The sequence below is a fragment of the Thalassospira sp. MCCC 1A02491 genome (genome assembly GCF_001613785.1).
GTDB lineage: Bacteria > Pseudomonadota > Alphaproteobacteria > Rhodospirillales > Thalassospiraceae > Thalassospira > Thalassospira povalilytica.
In genome coordinates this window covers 143461-161901 of the sequence record NZ_LPVX01000012.1, presented here as the reverse complement: position 1 = coordinate 161901, position 18441 = coordinate 143461, and the positions used below count along the sequence as shown (strand labels likewise).

Below are 18441 nucleotides of genomic sequence, written 5' to 3'. Positions count from 1 at the left end.
AAGATATCGGGGTAATCGGAAGTTTTCTTTGTTCTATCTCAAATTGCAGGTCATTGAGGATAAAAGATCTTCAACCATCAACGCCGGGCTGGGTCATAGGGATGATCGTTTCCATCGAAGGGGCGGTGTTGTTGGCGGGCGGGGTGTCCATAACCGGTTTCATCGGTTCGCTATCCTCGATCGCAGGCATGGCAGATGATCCGGACGGGCCGGTTGAGGGCATCTGCATGGTATTGCCCGACATCATCGACAAAGTTTTATGCAACTGCTGGGACAGTGTTCCCCAATTGGTCTGAAGCGTGGCACAGGCTGCACTATCGCCTTCCTGAACGCAGCGTTGCGCCATGCGGTCAAGGATGCCAAGTGCTATGCGTGCCTCGTCGATCTGTTTTTGCTGAATCTGGTCAAGTGCCTTGCGATTGGCGTCTTCCATCATCACCAGATTGTCCTGGCCCTGCGGTTTTGCCGCCATGCCCGAAGGCGTCACCGGGGCACGGGATACACCGGATGGTGCGCCCCATGGCGTGACAAGGGTTTGGGAATCGTTGGTGACAGTGACCGGTTCCTTGGCCTCAAGCAAACACCCGGACAAGGCAAGACCCATTGCAATCATGGTCAGGCATTTGGCCGTCTTGTGCGTCGACATGCGTTGCTCCTTTGACCGTCGGGCGATCGCCCGCATCGCGTCATCTGTTGTCCCGGGGCCGTCACAGTTGGTGCTATGACTTTGCTTTTGCTTGTGAACATATTGAACCGACTTGATGTCGCTGTCCAGAAAAGGCGGGATGACAATCAAGCAAAAAGCAAAACGCCCGCCGGGTAACCGACAGGCGTTTTGAAGAATTCGGGAAGCTCGGACGACCTAGTCGTGCTTGCCGCCATTGGCCTTGGACCAGCCGATCGGGTCGTTCAGGAAGGAACGAACACCTTCGATGGCTTCCTTGCTGAAATATTCGCCTTCTTCGGCAACGGCCAGAACATCGGCCCAGGTTGCCAGATAATGCATTTCGATGTCGTCTTTGCGCAGTTCATCAAGTGCGCCTTCGAAAATGTCATAGAAGAAAACGACAAAGGCATGTTTGCACTCGGCACCGGCTTCGCGGATCGCATTGACGAAATTGACTTTCGATGCGCCATCGGTTGCCAGATCTTCGACCAGAAGAACACGCTGACCTTCGTGAATATCCCCTTCGATGCGGGCCTTGCGCCCGAAACCTTTGGGTTTTTTGCGGACATACTGCATCGGAAGATCAAGGGCATCTGCCAGCCACGCCGAATAGGGGATGCCAGCCGTTTCACCACCGGCGACCGCGTCGAATGCCTCGTAACCGGCGGCACCAGAAACCTGACGGGCAGCAAGTTCGATGACCTTGCGGCGCGCACGCGGGAATGAAATCAGTTTGCGGCAATCGATATAGACCGGGCTGGCCCAGCCGGATGTGAGGATATAGGCTTCTTCCGGGCGGAAATTCACCGCTCCGATATCAAGCAAAATCTTGGCAACGGTTTTCGCGGCATAAGTGCAATGCGCGGTCGGATTGGCGTTGGTCATGACGAATTTACCCTTCTCGGATCGTATATTTGCCGACCTCTTAACGCTTTCTGCCAAAAAGCGCAAAGAAAAGCCGCTGACCATTTGGTCAGGTTTGCCGGTGTTACCGGCCGATCGGGTGTCTATGCCGGTGCTGATTTCTGCATGCCGTGCGTAATCTGGTATCACAAGCAGCAATATTGATATTTCAAACATCAATATTATGGTTTAGTATCGGAATTATGCGCATTGGGTCCTTTGGGGCGTGTGCAAGGACGACGAAGACAAAGGTGCCGATATGATTACAGCCGGACAAATGCGGGCTGCGCGTGCCCTTTTGGGGATTGATCAAAAAACACTTGCCGAAATGGCGGGGGTATCGGTGCCGACCATTCAGCGCATGGAAGCCAGTCAGGGCAATGTTCGCGGTGTGGTCGACACATTGTCAAAGGTGGTCACGGCCCTTGATCGTGCCGGTATCGAACTTATCGGTGAACAGGCACCCAGCACAGCCACGGGGCGCGGCGTTCGGTTAAAGGACCCCGTGTCACAGCCTGCCCGCGACAATAACGCGGTTTAAGAAAGACGCCCTTGTTCAGGGCCAAAGTCCATTGACGAATAGTGCGGTTGCCCGGTTTTCTGAACGGGGAACCGTTTTGTGCAATCACTGTCACGAGGTTGCCAGACACCATGAAGACAGCAACACCAAACAAGGGCCGAGCAACCGGCCCGGGATTTGTGGAGCTTTTCACCCCGAAACTCATCACGGTTTTACGGGAAGGCTATGGTCTTGCGCAGTTGCGCGCCGACGCGATTGCCGGATTGACGGTGGCAATCGTGGCCTTGCCCTTGTCGATGGCCATTGCCATCGCATCGGGGGCAAGCCCGGCCCAGGGGCTTTATACCGCGATCATTGGCGGTATTCTGGTGTCACTTCTTGGTGGAAGCCGTTTTCAGATTGGCGGACCTGCGGGGGCCTTCATCGTGCTTGTCGCGGCAACGGTTCAGCAACACGGAATGGATGGATTGTTGCTGGCAACAATCCTTGCTGGCGGGATGCTGGTTCTGATCGGTTTTCTGCGTCTGGGCACCTATATCAAGTTCATTCCATATCCGGTTACGGTCGGTTTTACCGCCGGTATTGCTGTCATTATCTTTGCAAGCCAGATCAAGGATCTTTTGGGATTGAAGTTGTCGGGGGCGGAGCCCGGACCGCTTCTTGAAAAATTGCCGGTCATCTGGAATGCCTTGCCCCGAACGGATTTGACCACCGTGGTCCTGTCGGGACTTACAATCCTGATAATTGTCGGTCTCAAACATCTGCGGCCACATTGGCCCGGGATGCTGATTGCGGTGGCCTGTGCGGCAACGGCGACCGCCATGCTTGATTTGCCGGTTTCAACGATCGGCAGTGTCTTTGGGGGCATTCCCGGTTCATTGCCTGTGCCGTCGCTTCCGGAAATCACGGTGGCCAAAATACAGGCCGTTTTGCCCAACGCCATTGCATTTGCGCTGCTGGGCGCGATTGAATCTTTGCTTTCGGCCGTGGTCGCAGACGGGATGACAGGGCGGCGGCATCGTTCGAATTGTGAACTGGTGGCACAAGGTGTCGCCAATGTTGCGTCGGGTCTGTTTGGTGGCATCTGCGTGACCGGAACGATTGCGCGGACTGCAACCAATGTGCGTTCCAAGGCACATGGGCCGGTTGCCGGGATTTTGCACGGGGTTTTCCTGTTGCTGTTCATCCTGATTGCCGCACCCCTGGCCAGCTTCATTCCGCTTGCATGTCTTGCCGGTGTGTTGGCGGTGGTTGCCTGGAACATGATTGAAAGACATGCGATCATCACATTGTTGCGGTCTTCGCGTGGTGATGCGGCTGTTTTGCTGACGACATTGTTGCTGACGGTGTTTCGCGACCTGCTTGAGGCGATTGTGGTCGGATTTGCCCTGGGATCGGTTTTGTTTATCCGCCGGATGTCCAATATCGCCGATGTCGAAAGCGACACACCATTTGTTGCCGAAGACCGCGCAGACAGTCAGGTTTCAGTACCCCAGGAGGGACCCGCCTTGGCAGGCGATCCCGATATTGTTGTCTTTCGTATTTCGGGGGTGTTTTTCTTTGGTGCGACGGCGGCGTTCGGATCGGTCCTGGACCGTATTGGTGATACGCGCCGGGCACTTGTGATCGATTTTTCCGCTGTTCCATTTCTGGATTCAACAGCGGCCAATACGCTGGCCGGGCTGGTACAGAAGGTGCGCGGGCGCGGCGGGAATATCGTCTTTTGCGGGACAAAACACGATATCCGGCGTGACCTTTTTGTCCACGGGATGAAGCCGCCAATGGTACATTATGAAGCCGATATTGATCAGGCGGTCGCCTGGCTGAACAAACGGCTTGATCCCGTGGTCACGGCAAAAACCGAACTGACCGGCAAGCATCACGCCTGATGCCCGACTGCGATGAAGTTGTTGTCTTATATTGGCAAATTGGTTGTTTCGGTTTATTCGGTATAGTTATACCGATTTAAGCTGTGCCAAAACAGCAAGCCCCAAAGGAAATGTCATGACCGACCAGACCGGATTGAATGTTGCCATTGCAGATGGCATCGCAACTGTCACCATTTGCCAGCCTGAACGCAAGAATGCGCTGACAAAGCCGATGTGGGGCACGCTTGCCAATATTACACAGGAACTTTCCGACGATCTTGATCTGCGCTGTATTGTTATTCGCGGCGGCGACGGGGTCGGGTTCGGGGCAGGGGCCGATATTCATGAATTTGTCCGCGAAAGGGCAGGTTTCGAAAAAGCCCGCGATTACGGGTTGCTTCATGCCGAGGCCCTGCAAGCAATCCAGAATTGCACCCACCCGGTCATTGCGGCAATCGATGGTCCGTGCATGGGGGCATCGTTTGTCCTGGCATCGGCCTGTGATCTGCGTATTGCAGCGGATAACGCCAAATTCGCTGTGCCGCCGATGAAGCTTGGCGCGACACTTGGCTATCCGGAGCTTGAGATCATGCTTGATCTTCTGGGTGAGGCCGCCTTGTTTGAAATTCTTCTTGAAGGACAGGTGTTTGGTGCCGAACGCGCCCGCGAGATCGGCTTTGTTGCCCGTCACGTGCCGATTGCCGATTTTGATGCCGAGATCGACAAAACCGTCCATCGCATCGCTGGTGGAGCACCAATCACCCAGCGCCTGCACAAAAAAATGATCAATCGCCTGCGTCAGGGCGGGGCAATTGACGCGCGCGAGTTTGACGAAGGCTATCGCGCCTTTGACAGTGCGGATTTCAAGGAAGGCTACACCGCCTTCCTCGAAAAGCGCAAAGCTGTCTTTACCGGCAAATAGGCCCGGCTTTACAGCGGCAGATCGGGCGTTAACGGAACGTCCGTGATGCCGTAATCAATGCCCATCTTGTGCAATTCACTGGTGATTTGCGATCTGTGATGGGTTTGATGGTTAAACAGCTGCATGAGGAAAAGCTGACGGGGCAGTTTGCGCTTGATCCCGTCCAGCCCCTGCAATTCGCGAATACCGTCCTGCCAGGCATGGTCATTGGCATCGACAAAGGCGCCGATTTCACGATCAATCCGGATGCGCTGTTCTTTCAGATCGTCAAAATCATCGGCAACAATGGTGCGTGCATCATACGGGCCGGCCTGACCGGTCTTGAGGATGTCGAGAATACGCAGATCGATATAAAGAATATGGTTCAGCGTATTGTGGATTGATGTGAAAAACATGTTGCGATCACGGCGGCGTTCCTCGTCGCCAATCTGTTCACACAGATCAAACAGAACCGCATTCTGCCAACTGTTATAGGTCGCCATGCAGCGCCCGTAATCGTTGAAATTCATCTTTGCCATGGTTGATGGTGCTCCTTGGAAAGGTCTTAACCCGCTGCTTCGGTCGAGCGCGTTTCATGTAAATTCGCCGTGATTTCCGATGGTCGGGCCTCTGCGATGAAATGGACCATCACATTGGCAAAAATCCCGAAGCCCAGCATGGACAAGGTCACCGGCAACAGGGTTCCGTCGTGGAAATGGCCGATCACCATGCCCGCCACGGCACCGGTTGCGAACTGGATGGTGCCCATCAATGCGGTCGCGGTTCCGCCAATATGGGGGAAAAACTGCATGAAGGATGCGGTTGCACTGGGCGCGGTCAGGCCGATCATCCCGACCGAAATCATCACCATCGGCACGACGCTATAAAGGCTTGGCTCAAAGACATTGATCGCCAGAAACAGTCCGATGACGGCTGCCAGCTGAATGGCGGTTGCGATCTTAAGGATCTGATGGAGTCCCAGGCGTTTGAGCAACGGCGTGTTCAAGCGGTTGCACACCACGATCACCAGAACATTGGCACCAAACAGATAGGGAAACTGGGCCGGGCTGACGCCAAAGAAATCGATATACATGAACGGGCTGTCGGTCAGAAAGCTGAACATCACCGCACTTGCCCCGGTATGGGTCAGCATGAAACCTACGGCACGCCGGGTGCGCAAGACTTCCAGATAGGTCCACCAGACGCGCCGGGTCGGGCCGGCATAATGCGGGCGGAACCGGGTGGTTTCAGGCATTCTGAACCAGACAACCCCCAGCATCAGGCTGCCATATACAATCAACAGAACAAAGATCGCCTGCCAGTTAAACCAGACCAGCAGCACCGAACCGACCGTCGGGGCGGCAAGCGGGGCGATCATCATGATCACTGCAATCAGGGCAAACATCTTGGCCGCTTCCTTGCCGTCGTAAAGATCACGGACAGATGCCCCGACCACGACAAGTGCAAAGCCACCCCCAATCGCCTGAACAAACCGCATGACATTCAGCGTTGCCGCACTGTCGACACCGGTAATGATCGCACTGGTCACGATATAGATCACAAGACCGCCAAGGGCGACCGGTCTGCGTCCGACACGATCGGAAAGCGGCCCGCCAATCAACTGACCCAGTGCAAAGCCGATCAAAAAGGTGCTGATTGAAACTTCAACCGCATGGGTGGCAGTGCCGAAATCGGCTGCCATGGCCGGGATCGCAGGCAAATAGGTGTCGATTGCAAACGGCGCGGTTGCAATCAGGGCTGCAAGAAGCAGGGCCAGACGTTTGGGATCGGGCCGGGTATCGGGCATGGACTTTGCCATATGTCTGCATTCCGTTTCATTAGGGGCGCTTAGGGCGCATATCCCTGATTGCCGGCGCAAGTCGCCATTGATTTGCCAATGCGTGGGGCGCAAAAGGCCGCGCACAAATGTGAACGCGGGTCACGGTCGGAACCAGGACAGGAAAAGGCAAATAAACGGCGCAACTTTGCGTCCGGGCTTGCGCGATTGTCGATCACGCCATCAGGGACAGCAACCTGAAACGATTGAAGAAAGATCATTATCCACAAGATCGCTGTTTTTTCCAAGCGCGACAGTTTGTCAGGCGTGGAATGGCAGCCATGCATGCGCATGCAAAAAGGGCGACACCGGTTTTCGGTGACGCCCTTTGGAAGATCGGTTTCCGTGAAACGGGAATGACTAGTGGGTCATGATCCGTTCCGGCCCCATAAGGGTTGTCGGAAGCCAGGTCGATATGGCCGGGACATAGGTAATCAAGATAAGGAAGCCCAGCAGGATCATCAGCCAGGGCAGGGCTGCCTTGACAACCTTGAGCAACGGCATGCCCGTGATCCCGGATGTCACAAACAGGTTCAGACCCACCGGCGGCGTGATCATGCCGATTTCCATATTGACCACCATGATGATGCCCAGATGGATCGGATCAATGCCCAGCTGCATGGCAATCGGGAACAGGATCGGTGCCATGATCAGAAGAATGGCGCTCGGTTCCATGAAGTTACCGGCCAGCAACAGGACAATGTTCACCACAATCAGGAAGCCCCATGCCGGAAGTCCCCATCCGATGATGGTTTCGGCAATGGTGTGCGGGATCCGTTCAGACGTCAGGACATGGGCAAACAACATCGCATTGGCGATGATGAACATCAGCATGATGGTGACTTTGCCAGCATCCAGAAGAACGTGACGCACATCCTTGTCAAATGGCAGCAACGCCAGTGCTTTGCCCATTTGCGGAACGTTGTGGGCGATCAGGCTGCCGATGCTTTTATTACCGTTTTCCGGAACCCAGGACATTTCCTTGATCGGGCCCATGTCACGGTAAAACAGCACGGCGACAAACATGGCATAAAAGGCGGCAACTGCCGCGGCCTCGGTCGGGGTGAAGACCCCGCCATAAATGCCGCCCATGATCAGCAGCACCAGCAACAGCCCACCAGACGCCGAGAACAGGGCACCACCCCATTCGGCAAGTGACGGACGCGGCTGGCTTGGCAGTTTCTTGATGCGTGCAACGATGTAAATCGCAATCATCAACATCAGGCCGACCATGATGCCCGGAATGACCCCGCCCAGGAACATGCGCCCGACCGAAACTTCGGTCGCCGCCGCATAGACCACCATAACGATCGATGGCGGGATCAGGATGCCAAGCGTCCCGGCGTTACAGATCACACCGGCGGCGAAACTTTGCGGATAACCTGCGCGCACCATACCAGCAATCACGATCGAGCCGATGGCAACCACGGTTGCCGGGCTTGACCCCGACACAGCAGCAAACAGCATGCAGGCCAGAACCGATGCCATGGCCAGACCACCGGGGAACCAGCCCACGGTATCAATGGCAAACCGGATCAGACGGCGGGCAACCCCGCCGGTCGAAAGGAATGCCGATGCCAGAATGAAGTAGGGGATGGCAAGAAGGGTGTAATGTTCCATCCCGCCAAACAGCTTTTCGGCCAGCGTGGCAAGGCTGTCATCGCCAAACATCAGAATGGTCGCAAGCGAAGAAACACCAAGCGAAATGGCGATCGGTGCGCCCAGTGCCATCAAGCCGAACAGCAGGATAAACAGAAATGCGATAGTCATGAAAAATGTCCCCCGCGCGGCTTATGCGTTTGGCTTTGACGGTGTGGCGGTTTTGTCGCCATCCGCGGCATTGCCAGCATGATTAAGCTGGTCAATGGCTTCGCGTGCTTCGTCTGCCAGGTTAAAGCCGACCTGTTTGCCGGTAATGATGCGCCAGCCCACCTGTGCCAGACGGAACGCCAGCAAAGCAGCGCCAACCGGCATGATCAGATAGACGAACCACAGCATGATCGGGCTGTCTTCGGCTTCCATTTCAAGCATGTGGTTGAAGCTGACCAGTTCCCAGCCACCAATGATCAACCAGCTTGAATACAGGATGCCCGTGGCAACAACGATCAGGCCAATCACGCGCTGAACCCGGTCCGGGAACAGGCGCACAAGCGCGTCGACACCAATGTGCGAGCCGACCTTGACCCCGTATGACATGCCAAACAGGATCAGCCAGGCAAACAGGAATTCGGTAATTTCCAGGGCCCAGGTCAGGCCGGAATTGAAGACGTAACGCATGACAACGTTAACAAAGGTCAGCGAAGTCATGGAGGCAAGCAGGAGGGCAATAATGCCCTCCTCCAGCCGGTTAACGACCGTTGAGATCATCGTAAACGGCCCTTTTCCGATAATGTTGGGAAAAAGTAAGGATCAGTTACACGCAGCAGCGGCGTCGATGATGTCCTGACCGATATCGCCAGAGAACTCATCCCAGACCGGCTTCATTGCGGTCTGCCACTTTGCGAAATCGTCTGCCGACAGCTGAAGGATTTCGGTTTCACCCGAATCAATCACTGCTTGACGCTGTTCTGCGGTCAGTTCAGCCGACAGGCCGTTTGCGTAATCGGATGCTTCGTTCATTGCCTGGGTCAGGCCGTCACGAATTTCCGGATCCAGACCTTCCCACCATTTGGTCGAGGTCACGACCATATAGTCGAGAAGACCGTGGTTGGATTCAGTGATGTAATCCTGAACTTCGAAGAATTTCTTCGAATAGATGTTCGACCAGGTGTTTTCCTGACCATCAACAACGCCAGTCTGAAGTGCGGAATAGGTTTCCGAGAACGCCATTTTCTGCGGGACGGCATCAACAGCTTCGAACTGGGCTGCGATCACGTCCGACGACTGGATACGGAATTTCTGGCCAGCGGCATCTTCGGGAACGCGCAGCGGCTTGTTCGCCGAAAGCTGTTTCAGGCCATTGTGCCAGTAACCGACACCGGTCAGACCTTTGCCAGACATGGCATTCAGCAGTTCCTGGCCTTTTTCGCCATCCTGGAAGCACGAAACAGCATCCATGTCCTTGAACAGGAACGGCAGATCGAAGACCTGAAGTTTCTTGGTCCATTTGCCGAATTTGGCAAGCGACGGTGCGCCGAACTGAACATCACCACGCAGGATGGCCGGCAGAACCTTGTCGTCATCAAACAGCTGGGAGTTCGGGTAAATTTCGATTTTCACCTTGTCGCCAAGGATTTCTTCCGCACGTTTTTTGAAATATTCCGCACCCTGACCTTTCGGGGTGTTCGGTGCGACAACGTGTGCGAACTTGATGACTTCCTGTGCAGAAGCGGCATTAACACCCATCAGGGCTGCGGCGGCAACGCCTGCTGCGAGGATATGCTTGGTAATAGGACGCATTAAAGTGTCTCCCTTTACTAACTTATGCGTTTTCCCGTAAGCGCGCCTTTTGTGGCGTCGTTTTAAAACGCCGTTTGGCGCTGTGCCGTAATCAGCAAGGTACGGGCCAGTTTTCAGGGATGCTGGATAACAACGTAAAATCATATACTTGTGCGGTATTCGGGGCTGTTGCGTTGCAGCATAATCGGCTGTTTTGTTGTCGATTTCACACATGAAATCTTGTCTGGTGTGTGGATGTCCACACATTGCAGTTGCGCTGGTCTTGCGGGCAAAAGGGCAAAGAAAAAGCCCGCCGGAAGGGCGGGCTTTGGATTATTCCGATGCGCTGCGTGCGCGCCTGAATTCGGCGGGGGTTATGTCATATTTGGTCAGCTTGTCGTAAAAGGTTTTGCGCGGTACGCCAAGGGCGCTGACGGTGGCGGTGACATTGCCGCCATGTTCGCGAAGGGCCTCGGTAATCAGGCTTCGTTCAAAGGCTTCGACCTGTTGGGGCAGGGTCATGCCGTTCTGGCTGGCCATGTCATTGCCGGTCGCCAGCGGATCAAGGCCAAGAACGCGCCGTTCTGCGGCGTTGCGCAATTCACGTACATTGCCCGGCCAGTCATAGGCGGTGAATTGTGCCATTTCAGCCGGGGTAACCAGCTTGACCGGACGGTCGAACCGTTTGGCGGCATCGCGGGTGAAATGTTCGAACAACAGCGGAATGTCGTCTTTGCGTTCGCGCAGTGGCGGAATATGGAGCTGCACGACATTAAGCCGGTAATAAAGATCTTCGCGGAATTCGCCGCGTGATGATGCTTCTCTGAGGTCGGTTTTGGTTGCGGCGACAACGCGCAGGTCAATCGGCTGTACCCGGTTTGAGCCAAGCCGTTCAAGGGCGCGTTCCTGCAAGACACGCAGAAGCTTGATCTGAAGGGCAAGCGGCATGCTTTCGATTTCATCAAGGAAGATCGTGCCCTTGTCGGCAAATTCGAATTTGCCGATGCGTTTGTGGTCCGCCCCGGTAAAGGCCCCGGCTTCATGGCCAAACAGTTCCGATTCAATCAGGTTTTCGGGCATGCCCCCGCAATTGACCGCAACAAACGGTCCGGGACGCCCCGACATTTCATGCAGATTGCGCGCAATCACTTCCTTGCCTGATCCGGTTTCACCATTGATCAGGACATGGGCATTGGTACTGGCGACATTGCCGATCAGGGTGCGGAGCTTTTCCATCGCCGGATTGCGCCCGATAAAGTCGGATGCATTTTTGGTATGGCGGGCCAATTCGATACGCAGCGTCCTGTTTTCCAGGATCAGCTTGCGATGGGCCATCGCACGTTTGGTAATGTCGATGAACAGATCCGGGGAATAGGGCTTTTCGATAAAATCGAACGCGCCGTTTTGCATCGCCTTGACCGCGGTCGCGACATCGCCATGACCGGTGATCATGATGACGGGCATGTCATTATCGATCTTTTTGATTTCGCCCAGAAATTCCAGACCATCCATCTTGGGCATGCGGATGTCGGAAACAACCACCCCGGGCCAGCCTTTGCGCAATCGGGCAAGTGCGGATCCGGCATCGGCAAAGACTTCGACATGAATGTCGGCAAGTTCAAGCGTTTGCTGTGCGGCTTCACGCACATCGGCATCATCGTCAACAAACAGAACGCAATCGGCGGTGGTTGGCACTGGCGTATCCTTCGGCCCGGATCAGGGATCAGGAAACCCGGTCAAAGGTCGGCCTGATCGCTATGCATATTAAGCACGGTCGTGGTTTGGCCGAAGTTTCTATCAGGCCCGGCGATTGCCGTCGAGAGGCTGTTTTCCGCTGTATCCTCGCCAATGCCTTCGTGGCGCAACTCGATGATAAAGGAAGATCCACCATTTGGGCGGTTTTCCGCACGGATGGTCCCGCCAAAGCTTCGGATGATGCCATAACAGATCGAAAGTCCCAGCCCCAGGCCGTCACCAAACGGCTTGGTGGTAAAGAACGGGTCAAACAGTTTTGGCAGGTTTTCGGGCAGAATGCCGTGGCCATTATCATTGACCTTTACCAGAACGCGGTCTTCGCGCTCGGTGATTGAAATTTCGATTTTCGGGTCACTGATATTCTGGCAGGCATCGGCGGCATTGTTGATCAGGTTGATGAAAACCTGTGTCAGTTGATTGGCCTCGGCGATGACCGGGCGCACATTTTCATCATGGCTCAGGGCAATGTCGGTAACACCGGCCCGACCGGTTTCAAGCACCAGGTCAATCGCCGTCTGCACCTGTTTGGGAACGTCAACCGGGTGGTTGTCCTGTTCCGGGCGTCTGGAAAACGTTTTAAGGTTGTTGGTAATCCGCCCCATGCGGTCGGTCAGTTCGGAAATGCGTTGCAGGTTGCGGGTCGCTGTTTCCTCGTTGCCGCGTGCAATGAATTTAAGGGCGTTTTCCGCATAGCTGCGAATGGCGGTCAGCGGCTGGTTTATTTCATGCGCGATCCCGGCCGACATCTGGCCAAGGGCGGCAAGTTTACTGGTCTGGACCAGTTCGGCCTGTGCTGATCGCAGGGCATCTTCGGTGCGCGAACGTTCGGTAATTTCCTGGGCCAGGCGCAAATTGGTGCTCATCAGGTCGGCGGTGCGCAGGCGAACTTGCCGTTCCAGTTCGCGTTGCGACCAGTCCCGTATTTCAAGCTGTTCCAACATCGCGCGCCGGCGCTGCAAAATGATAAAGACAAGACCGGTGAAAATGATATGCGCAGCCCCGCCCATCAACCCGGCACTGATCACGGAACGATCAAGCGATGACTTGTCGGTCAACAGATACATCCGCCATCCCTGAACAGGAAGCGTGCTTCCTGTCACCAGATAGGTTGTCCTGGCCGGTTCGGGTTTTCCCGATGCGCTTTCACCTGATGGCGTGTTTGCGGCCCCGCGTGCACGCGGGGCAGGGGCATTCTGGTCTGCATTCCAGTCGGCACCACGGTCGGTATTGCGGTCCCCGGCACTACGTGGTGTTCCCCCCAGTGACAACACGCCAAGATCATCATCGGACGGCCAATGCCCCGAAAGCAACGGCATCGGCGCAAGCGGGTAATCCCCATATTTGCGCGACGCGATAATTCGCGGGCGGTCCTTGGCCGCCAGACCACCAAGATCGCGAAAACGCCATTCGGGATGGGATGCAATGATCACGATGCCGTTTTCATCGGTGACCAGCACGCTTTCACTGCCGCGTGCCCAGCGCTGGACAAGTGTTTCAAGGTGGGTTTTGACCACCACGGCACCTTCAAACGTGGTGCCGTCCGGACGCACAGGATGCGAAATGTAATAGCCCGGCACGTTTGATGTGATGCCAAATGCGAAATAATGGCCGGTCAGCCCGGCCTGGGCTTGTTGGAAATAGGGACGGAATGAAAAGTTGCGCCCGATAAAGGATGCCTGACTGTTCCAGTTGCTGGCGGCAATGGTCGTGCCGTTCTGATCCATGAAATAGATGTCGGACGCGCCGCTGTCGGCCGCCAGCTTTTCAAGATAGACATTGACCGCCTCCGCATTGGCCGGGTCGGCAAACAAAGCAAGATCAAGAATGCGTTTGTCAGATGCCAACGTGATCGGCAGATATTCGTGTTCCTTGATCGCACCCTGAAGGTTCGACCGATACAGTTCCAGTTTGTTGCGGCCGTCTTCGGTGATGTCGACAAGTTTGGTCTCGCGCCAGAATTCCGTGACCATCCAGACCGTAATAGGCAACAAGGCAAGCAAGACGCAAAGGACAATGCGCGATGTTCTTTTGACGGAAACGGATGTCCCAAGCATTCTGTCCACACTTCACTGACGGTTGAAACCCACCCTAAAGAATAGGTGGGTGGGCGCAGATTAAATTACAAAACTGTTTCGAAGCCCAGCGCCAATTTCATAACCCGGCGTCGGTGCTTGATAAAGCCGTGATCTGACGCTACCAATCATGCCAGACCATCGACGCATGCAGGATTAGCGACTATGATCTTCGGGGCCGCAATCCAATAACAATAATCAAATCAGGAAAGTCTCCCTGAATGTCCGAACAAGATACGCATCTGATCTGGGTTCTGGCCGATGACCGTGCGGGAAACATCAATCAGGCAATCGGTGTGGCCGAAGCACTGGCGCAACCCTTCAAACGTGTTGATATCGGATATACAAAACTGGCGCGCCTGCCCAATATCATTCGCGGGGCGAGTTTGATCGGGGTTGATGTACCCTCGCGCATGCGTCTGGTGGCACCCTGGCCTGATCTGGTGATTTCGGCCGGACGTCGAACCGCGCCGGTGGCAAGATGGATCAAAAAACAAAGCCGTGGCCACACCCGCATTTGTCAGATCATGCGCCCCGATAGTGGTGAAAGTGCATTTGATCTGATTGCTGTTCCGGCCCACGACCGGATGGCGCTTCGTGAAAACATCCTTGAAATTCCGGGCGCGCCGCACCGTGTTACCGAAACGCGTCTTCTGATCGAAGCTGATACCTGGCGTCCTCATTTCAAAGGATTGCCGGCGCCGCGTTTTGCCGTGATCGTGGGGGGCAGCACAAAGAAAACCACCTTTACCCGTGATATGGCCGATGAACTGATTTCGCGTGCGATTGAGGCTGCCCGCGCGGTGGATGGCAGTTTGCTGGTGACGACCAGTCGGCGCACCGGGCCGGAGAACGAAGAACTGATCGCCGAACGTCTCGCTGCGTCGGGGCTTGGCTATCATCTCCATGACTGGACGTCGCAGGATGAAAATCCCTATTTCGGGTATCAGGCCCTTGCCGATGTGCTGATTGTTACCGGGGATTCCGTTTCCATGTGTTGCGAGGCCGCGGCCGCGCCGGGTGGTGTGTATATCTATGCCCCTGATGGACTGGCATCCGAGCGCCATCAACGATTGCACCAGTCACTTTATGACGGCGATTATGCCCGGCCGATGCAAACCGGAACCGAGCTTGTGCCGTTCCGTCATCCGTCCTTGCAGCCAGCCCGTCTGGTTGCGCAAAGATGCCTGGAACTTCTTCGCGCAACAGAACATCAGGATTCGATATAACGCCTTGATTCTTCTATGACCATAAGGTCTATTCGTGGTGCCCCGAACAGTCAGGATGTCTACGAATGCCCGCCGCCAACGCCAATTCGTCCCCGACACGCCAGAATGGTGCGCCCGCACTTTTTCCCCGCCAAATTGCGGTGATGGTGCTTGCGCTTGTGGCATGCAGCTTTGCCGGAAATCATGTTGCCGCCCGACTGGCATTTGAAAACGGCACGGGGCTTTTGCTGGCGGTTTTGTGCCGGTCCGGCGTTGCCTTGCTGATCCTGATTTCGATCGTGACTTTCCAGCATCATTCCATTCGTCTGCCCAAGCGGCTTGGGCGTTGGCAAGTGTTGCTGGGGGTGATGATCACGGTGCAAAGCCTGTGTCTTTATTCCGCGGTTGCCCGCGTGCCGGTGGCGCTGGCGTTGCTGACGGCCAACACATTTCCGATCATTCTGGCTCTTTTGACCTGGGGATTGGGCGGGGCACGCCCGACCTTGAAGTCGGCAGCATTGATGCTTTTCATACTTTCCGGTCTTGTTCTGGCGCTTGATCTTCCGGGAATTCTCGGCGGCGGGGTGACAGTCACCGATGAATGGTGGCTTGGCATTGCCTTTGCACTGACGGCGGCAACGGCGCTGTCGGTTGCGTTTTGGGTGACCGATCACAAGCTGGCGGCACTGAACGGTTCAGTGCGTTCAATGTTCACCATGCTTGTGGTGTTTGTCGCCATGATCTTTGCCGGATTGGGCGATGTGTTGCCGGGCGGAATGGCCTTGCCACAGGCAGGGCCAGGCTGGATCGGGCTTGCCGTTCTGGTGGCCCTTTATGGCAGTGCCTTTTCGGTTCTGTTCATCACTGTGCCGCGTCTGGATATGGCGCGCAATGCGTCGGTGATGAATGTTGAACCGATTGCCACATTGTTGTTTGGCTGGGTGATCCTTGATCAGATGATCAGCCCGATCCAGATGGTGGGCGGGTTGATCGTGGTCAGCGGGATTGTGATCCTGACCCTGCGCAAATCATCGTGACGGGCTTGTGCGCACACAATCGACAACAAAGTCGATAAAGGCCCGGATGCGTGTGGCCAGATGGTCGTGACCGGCCCAAACGGCATGAACGGCTTCAATATCGTCTTTGGTCCAGTCGGCCAGGATTTCCACCAGATCCCCTTTTTCAAGCGCATGATGGACGTGGAAATTGCCAATGCGTGCAATGCCGATACCGGCCAAACACATTGATTTGACCAATGGGCCATTATTGCCAAGAAAGTCACCTGTGATCGTCTGATCGAACTGGCGTCCGGTTTGCGGATCGGTAAATGGCCAGAAATTGCGTCCCTTGATAAAATTGAAACGCAGGCAATTGTGATCGACAAGGTCGGCAGGCGTTTGCGGGACCCCGAACTGTTCGAGATAGGCCGGGGATGCGACGATCTTGCGTTTGGTTTCAAGAAGCTTGCGCGCCATCAAACTGGAATCCGGAAGCCCGCCGGAACGAATGGCGATATCGGCCCGCTCTTCAAGCAGATCAACAATGCCGTCTGTCTGGGTCAGTTCCAATTCGATATCGGGATATTGCCGCAAAAAACCGGGCAGGTAGGGGATGATAAAGACTTGGGCAAAGGCCACGGATGCATTGATGCTCAGTTTGCCGCGCGGGGCTACCTGACCGCCGCCACCAATCAGGCGTTCGGTTTCATCAATCTGATCAAGGATGGTACGGGCGCGGCGCAAATACATCTCGCCTTCGGGGGTAAGTTGCAGTTGCCGTGTCGAACGGACAAGAAGTCTGGTGCCAAGCCGGTCTTCGATCCGTGTGACCAGCTTGCTGACAGCGGATGGCGACATGTGCAAATCCCGCCCGGCTTGTGAAAAGCTGCCATGTTCGATGACCTTGATAAAGGTCTCCATTTCGCCCGCACGGTTGTCCAATACATCCTCGTCTTTGAATTGAATTCAAATATGGTTGTCGCGCAATCCGGATTATCGCGCAAGGTTTTGATTGGCATAGTCACACCAAATTCCGGGGAAACCCCGATGAAACCTGTTTATCCGCGCTAAGTGCGGAAGGAGAATTTGAATGCCACTTGCCTTGTTTGCGTTGACCATCGCGGCCTATGCGATCGGAACAACGGAGTTTGTGGTTGTCGGCCTGTTGCCGACAGTTGCAAGCGATCTTGATGTAACCCTGCCGATGGCGGGGCTGATTGTCAGTGTTTATGCCCTTGGGGTGACTTTTGGTGCCCCGGTCCTGACGGCATTGACCGGGCGCATGAACCGTAAATCCCTGATGTTGGGGCTTATGGGTCTGTTCATCATTGGCAACGGTGTTGCCGCGCTAAGCCCGAGTTATGAATTGCTTCTGGTTGCGCGGGTGATTTCGGCCTTTGCCCATGGTGTATTCTTCTCGGTCGGGGCGACCATTGCGGCCGACCTGGTTCCGGAAGACCGTCGGGCATCGGCGATTGCCATGATGTTCATGGGGCTGACCGTTGCCATTGTGACCGGTGTGCCGCTTGGCACCTTTATCGGGCAGATGTTTGGCTGGCGCGCGACCTTCTGGGGTGTTGCGCTGCTTGGTGTGATTTCCTTTGCCGGGATTGCGTTGCTGTTGCCGGGCAACCTCAAACGCGGTGAAACGGCCGGGCTTGGTGATCAGGTGCGGGTGCTTGGCAGTTCGCGGTTGCTGATTGTGTATGGCATGACAGCCCTGGGCTATGGGGGCACGTTCGTGGCCTTTACCTATCTGTCGGCGATCTTGCAGGAAATTACCGGTTTTACCGAATCTTCGGTCAGTCTGATCCTGATCTTTTACGGTGTGGCGATTGCGATCGGTAATATTGCCGGGGGCAAACTTGCCAATCGAAATCCGGTGCGCGCCCTGACCGTTCTGTTCGTGCTTCAGGCTGCCGTGCTGGTGCTGTTCAGCTTTACCGCGATTTCACCGGTTGCGACCATTGTGACCCTTGGTGCGCTTGGCTTCCTGCAATTTGCCAATGTTCCGGGCTTGCAGCTTTATGTAGTGAAACTTGCCAAACAACACCGGCCGGGTGGGGTTGATGTTGCATCCGCGCTCAATATTGCGGCCTTCAATCTTGGCATTGCGCTGGGCGCATGGATTGGCGGGCATGTTGTTGCGTCCGGACTCGGACTGGCGGCAACGCCGTGGATCGGGGCGATTCTTGTGGTTCTTGCCCTTGGCCTGACCGTGCTGAGCGGGTCGCTTGACCGTCGTGACATTGCCCGTTTGCAACCGGCCGAATAACCGGCCTTTCCCAAAGAATTTTCATCGGGTCCGGAACGAAACCATCCGCGGGATGTTTC

Annotated in this window: 16 protein-coding genes; 6 read left to right on the top strand and 10 right to left on the bottom strand. The window is 55.4% G+C overall.

Features of this window, described 5'->3' with window-relative positions; genetic code table 11:
* Positions 1-70: 70 nt before the first annotated feature.
* The gene (locus AUQ42_RS05910) at positions 71-646 is read right to left on the bottom strand and encodes a hypothetical protein (protein WP_068518170.1); all 576 of its coding nucleotides are present in this window, start codon (positions 644-646) and stop codon (positions 71-73) included.
* 216 nt (positions 647-862) lie between these two features.
* Positions 863-1552: an orotate phosphoribosyltransferase gene (locus tag AUQ42_RS05905; protein WP_068518169.1), complete on the bottom strand. Its 690-nt coding sequence runs from the start codon at positions 1550-1552 to the stop codon at positions 863-865.
* Between the two features lie 244 nt (positions 1553-1796).
* On the opposite strand from AUQ42_RS05905, the gene AUQ42_RS05900 reads away from it, so the two are divergent.
* From AUQ42_RS05900 to AUQ42_RS05890, 3 genes are all read left to right on the top strand, one after another.
* Positions 1797-2111: a helix-turn-helix domain-containing protein gene (locus tag AUQ42_RS05900; RefSeq protein ID WP_231856693.1), complete on the top strand. Its 315-nt coding sequence runs from the start codon at positions 1797-1799 to the stop codon at positions 2109-2111.
* Positions 2112-2221: 110 nt separating this feature from the next.
* The gene (locus AUQ42_RS05895; protein WP_068518168.1) at positions 2222-3979 is read left to right on the top strand and encodes a SulP family inorganic anion transporter; all 1758 of its coding nucleotides are present in this window, start codon (positions 2222-2224) and stop codon (positions 3977-3979) included.
* 115 nt (positions 3980-4094) lie between these two features.
* Positions 4095-4880, top strand: coding sequence for an enoyl-CoA hydratase/isomerase family protein (locus AUQ42_RS05890; RefSeq protein ID WP_068518167.1), 786 nt, complete (start codon positions 4095-4097; stop codon positions 4878-4880).
* A gap of 8 nt (positions 4881-4888) precedes the next feature.
* Here AUQ42_RS05890 and AUQ42_RS05885 read toward each other — a convergent pair whose 3' ends face one another.
* From AUQ42_RS05885 to AUQ42_RS05850, 7 genes are all read right to left on the bottom strand, one after another.
* The gene (locus tag AUQ42_RS05885) at positions 4889-5398 is read right to left on the bottom strand and encodes a DinB family protein (protein WP_068518166.1); all 510 of its coding nucleotides are present in this window, start codon (positions 5396-5398) and stop codon (positions 4889-4891) included.
* 26 nt (positions 5399-5424) lie between these two features.
* Positions 5425-6678, bottom strand: coding sequence for a multidrug effflux MFS transporter (locus AUQ42_RS05880; RefSeq protein ID WP_068518165.1), 1254 nt, complete (start codon positions 6676-6678; stop codon positions 5425-5427).
* Between the two features lie 378 nt (positions 6679-7056).
* Positions 7057-8466 carry a TRAP transporter large permease gene (locus AUQ42_RS05870; protein ID WP_068518163.1) on the bottom strand — a complete coding sequence of 470 codons (1410 nt, stop codon included), beginning with the start codon at positions 8464-8466 and terminating at the stop codon, positions 7057-7059.
* A gap of 21 nt (positions 8467-8487) precedes the next feature.
* Positions 8488-9063, bottom strand: coding sequence for a TRAP transporter small permease (locus AUQ42_RS05865; protein WP_068518162.1), 576 nt, complete (start codon positions 9061-9063; stop codon positions 8488-8490).
* 42 nt (positions 9064-9105) lie between these two features.
* Positions 9106-10095, bottom strand: coding sequence for a TRAP transporter substrate-binding protein (locus AUQ42_RS05860; protein WP_068518161.1), 990 nt, complete (start codon positions 10093-10095; stop codon positions 9106-9108).
* Between the two features lie 312 nt (positions 10096-10407).
* Positions 10408-11769 (bottom strand): sigma-54 dependent transcriptional regulator, encoded by a 1362-nt coding sequence (locus tag AUQ42_RS05855; protein ID WP_068518160.1) that lies wholly within the window; start codon positions 11767-11769, stop codon positions 10408-10410.
* 41 nt (positions 11770-11810) lie between these two features.
* Positions 11811-13883 carry an ATP-binding protein gene (locus AUQ42_RS05850; RefSeq protein WP_068518159.1) on the bottom strand — a complete coding sequence of 691 codons (2073 nt, stop codon included), beginning with the start codon at positions 13881-13883 and terminating at the stop codon, positions 11811-11813.
* A gap of 239 nt (positions 13884-14122) precedes the next feature.
* On the opposite strand from AUQ42_RS05850, the gene AUQ42_RS05845 reads away from it, so the two are divergent.
* Together AUQ42_RS05845 and AUQ42_RS05840 are read left to right on the top strand one after the other, a co-directional pair.
* The gene (locus AUQ42_RS05845; RefSeq protein ID WP_068518158.1) at positions 14123-15130 is read left to right on the top strand and encodes a mitochondrial fission ELM1 family protein; all 1008 of its coding nucleotides are present in this window, start codon (positions 14123-14125) and stop codon (positions 15128-15130) included.
* Between the two features lie 65 nt (positions 15131-15195).
* Positions 15196-16146, top strand: a complete 951-nt coding sequence (locus AUQ42_RS05840; protein ID WP_068518157.1) for an EamA family transporter — start codon at positions 15196-15198, stop codon at positions 16144-16146.
* Here AUQ42_RS05840 and AUQ42_RS05835 read toward each other — a convergent pair.
* Complete coding sequence (locus AUQ42_RS05835) at positions 16138-17049, bottom strand: LysR family transcriptional regulator (protein ID WP_068518156.1); 912 nt, start codon at positions 17047-17049, stop codon at positions 16138-16140. The genes AUQ42_RS05840 and AUQ42_RS05835 overlap by 9 nt on opposite strands.
* A 148-nt stretch (positions 17050-17197) precedes the next feature.
* Between AUQ42_RS05835 and AUQ42_RS05830 the strand changes: the two genes are divergently transcribed.
* Positions 17198-18382, top strand: a complete 1185-nt coding sequence (locus AUQ42_RS05830; RefSeq protein WP_068518155.1) for an MFS transporter — start codon at positions 17198-17200, stop codon at positions 18380-18382.
* The last annotated feature ends 59 nt before the right edge of the window (positions 18383-18441 follow it).

Excerpts from the sequence above, each read along its gene's own strand:
- AUQ42_RS05865 (WP_068518162.1), bottom strand. The coding sequence starts at position 9,063 with ATGATCTCAACGGTCGTTAACCGGCTGGAGGAGGGCATTATTGCCCTC.
- AUQ42_RS05880 (WP_068518165.1), bottom strand. The coding sequence starts at position 6,678 with ATGGCAAAGTCCATGCCCGATACCCGGCCCGATCCCAAACGTCTGGCC.
- AUQ42_RS05840 (WP_068518157.1), top strand. The coding sequence starts at position 15,196 with ATGCCCGCCGCCAACGCCAATTCGTCCCCGACACGCCAGAATGGTGCG.
- AUQ42_RS05870 (WP_068518163.1), bottom strand. The coding sequence starts at position 8,466 with ATGACTATCGCATTTCTGTTTATCCTGCTGTTCGGCTTGATGGCACTG.
- AUQ42_RS05890 (WP_068518167.1), top strand. The coding sequence starts at position 4,095 with ATGACCGACCAGACCGGATTGAATGTTGCCATTGCAGATGGCATCGCA.
- AUQ42_RS05905 (WP_068518169.1), bottom strand. The coding sequence starts at position 1,552 with ATGACCAACGCCAATCCGACCGCGCATTGCACTTATGCCGCGAAAACC.
- AUQ42_RS05850 (WP_068518159.1), bottom strand. The coding sequence starts at position 13,883 with ATGCTTGGGACATCCGTTTCCGTCAAAAGAACATCGCGCATTGTCCTT.
- AUQ42_RS05860 (WP_068518161.1), bottom strand. The coding sequence starts at position 10,095 with ATGCGTCCTATTACCAAGCATATCCTCGCAGCAGGCGTTGCCGCCGCA.
- AUQ42_RS05885 (WP_068518166.1), bottom strand. The coding sequence starts at position 5,398 with ATGGCAAAGATGAATTTCAACGATTACGGGCGCTGCATGGCGACCTAT.
- AUQ42_RS05830 (WP_068518155.1), top strand. The coding sequence starts at position 17,198 with ATGCCACTTGCCTTGTTTGCGTTGACCATCGCGGCCTATGCGATCGGA.
- AUQ42_RS05895 (WP_068518168.1), top strand. The coding sequence starts at position 2,222 with ATGAAGACAGCAACACCAAACAAGGGCCGAGCAACCGGCCCGGGATTT.
- AUQ42_RS05910 (WP_068518170.1), bottom strand. The coding sequence starts at position 646 with ATGTCGACGCACAAGACGGCCAAATGCCTGACCATGATTGCAATGGGT.
- AUQ42_RS05845 (WP_068518158.1), top strand. The coding sequence starts at position 14,123 with ATGTCCGAACAAGATACGCATCTGATCTGGGTTCTGGCCGATGACCGT.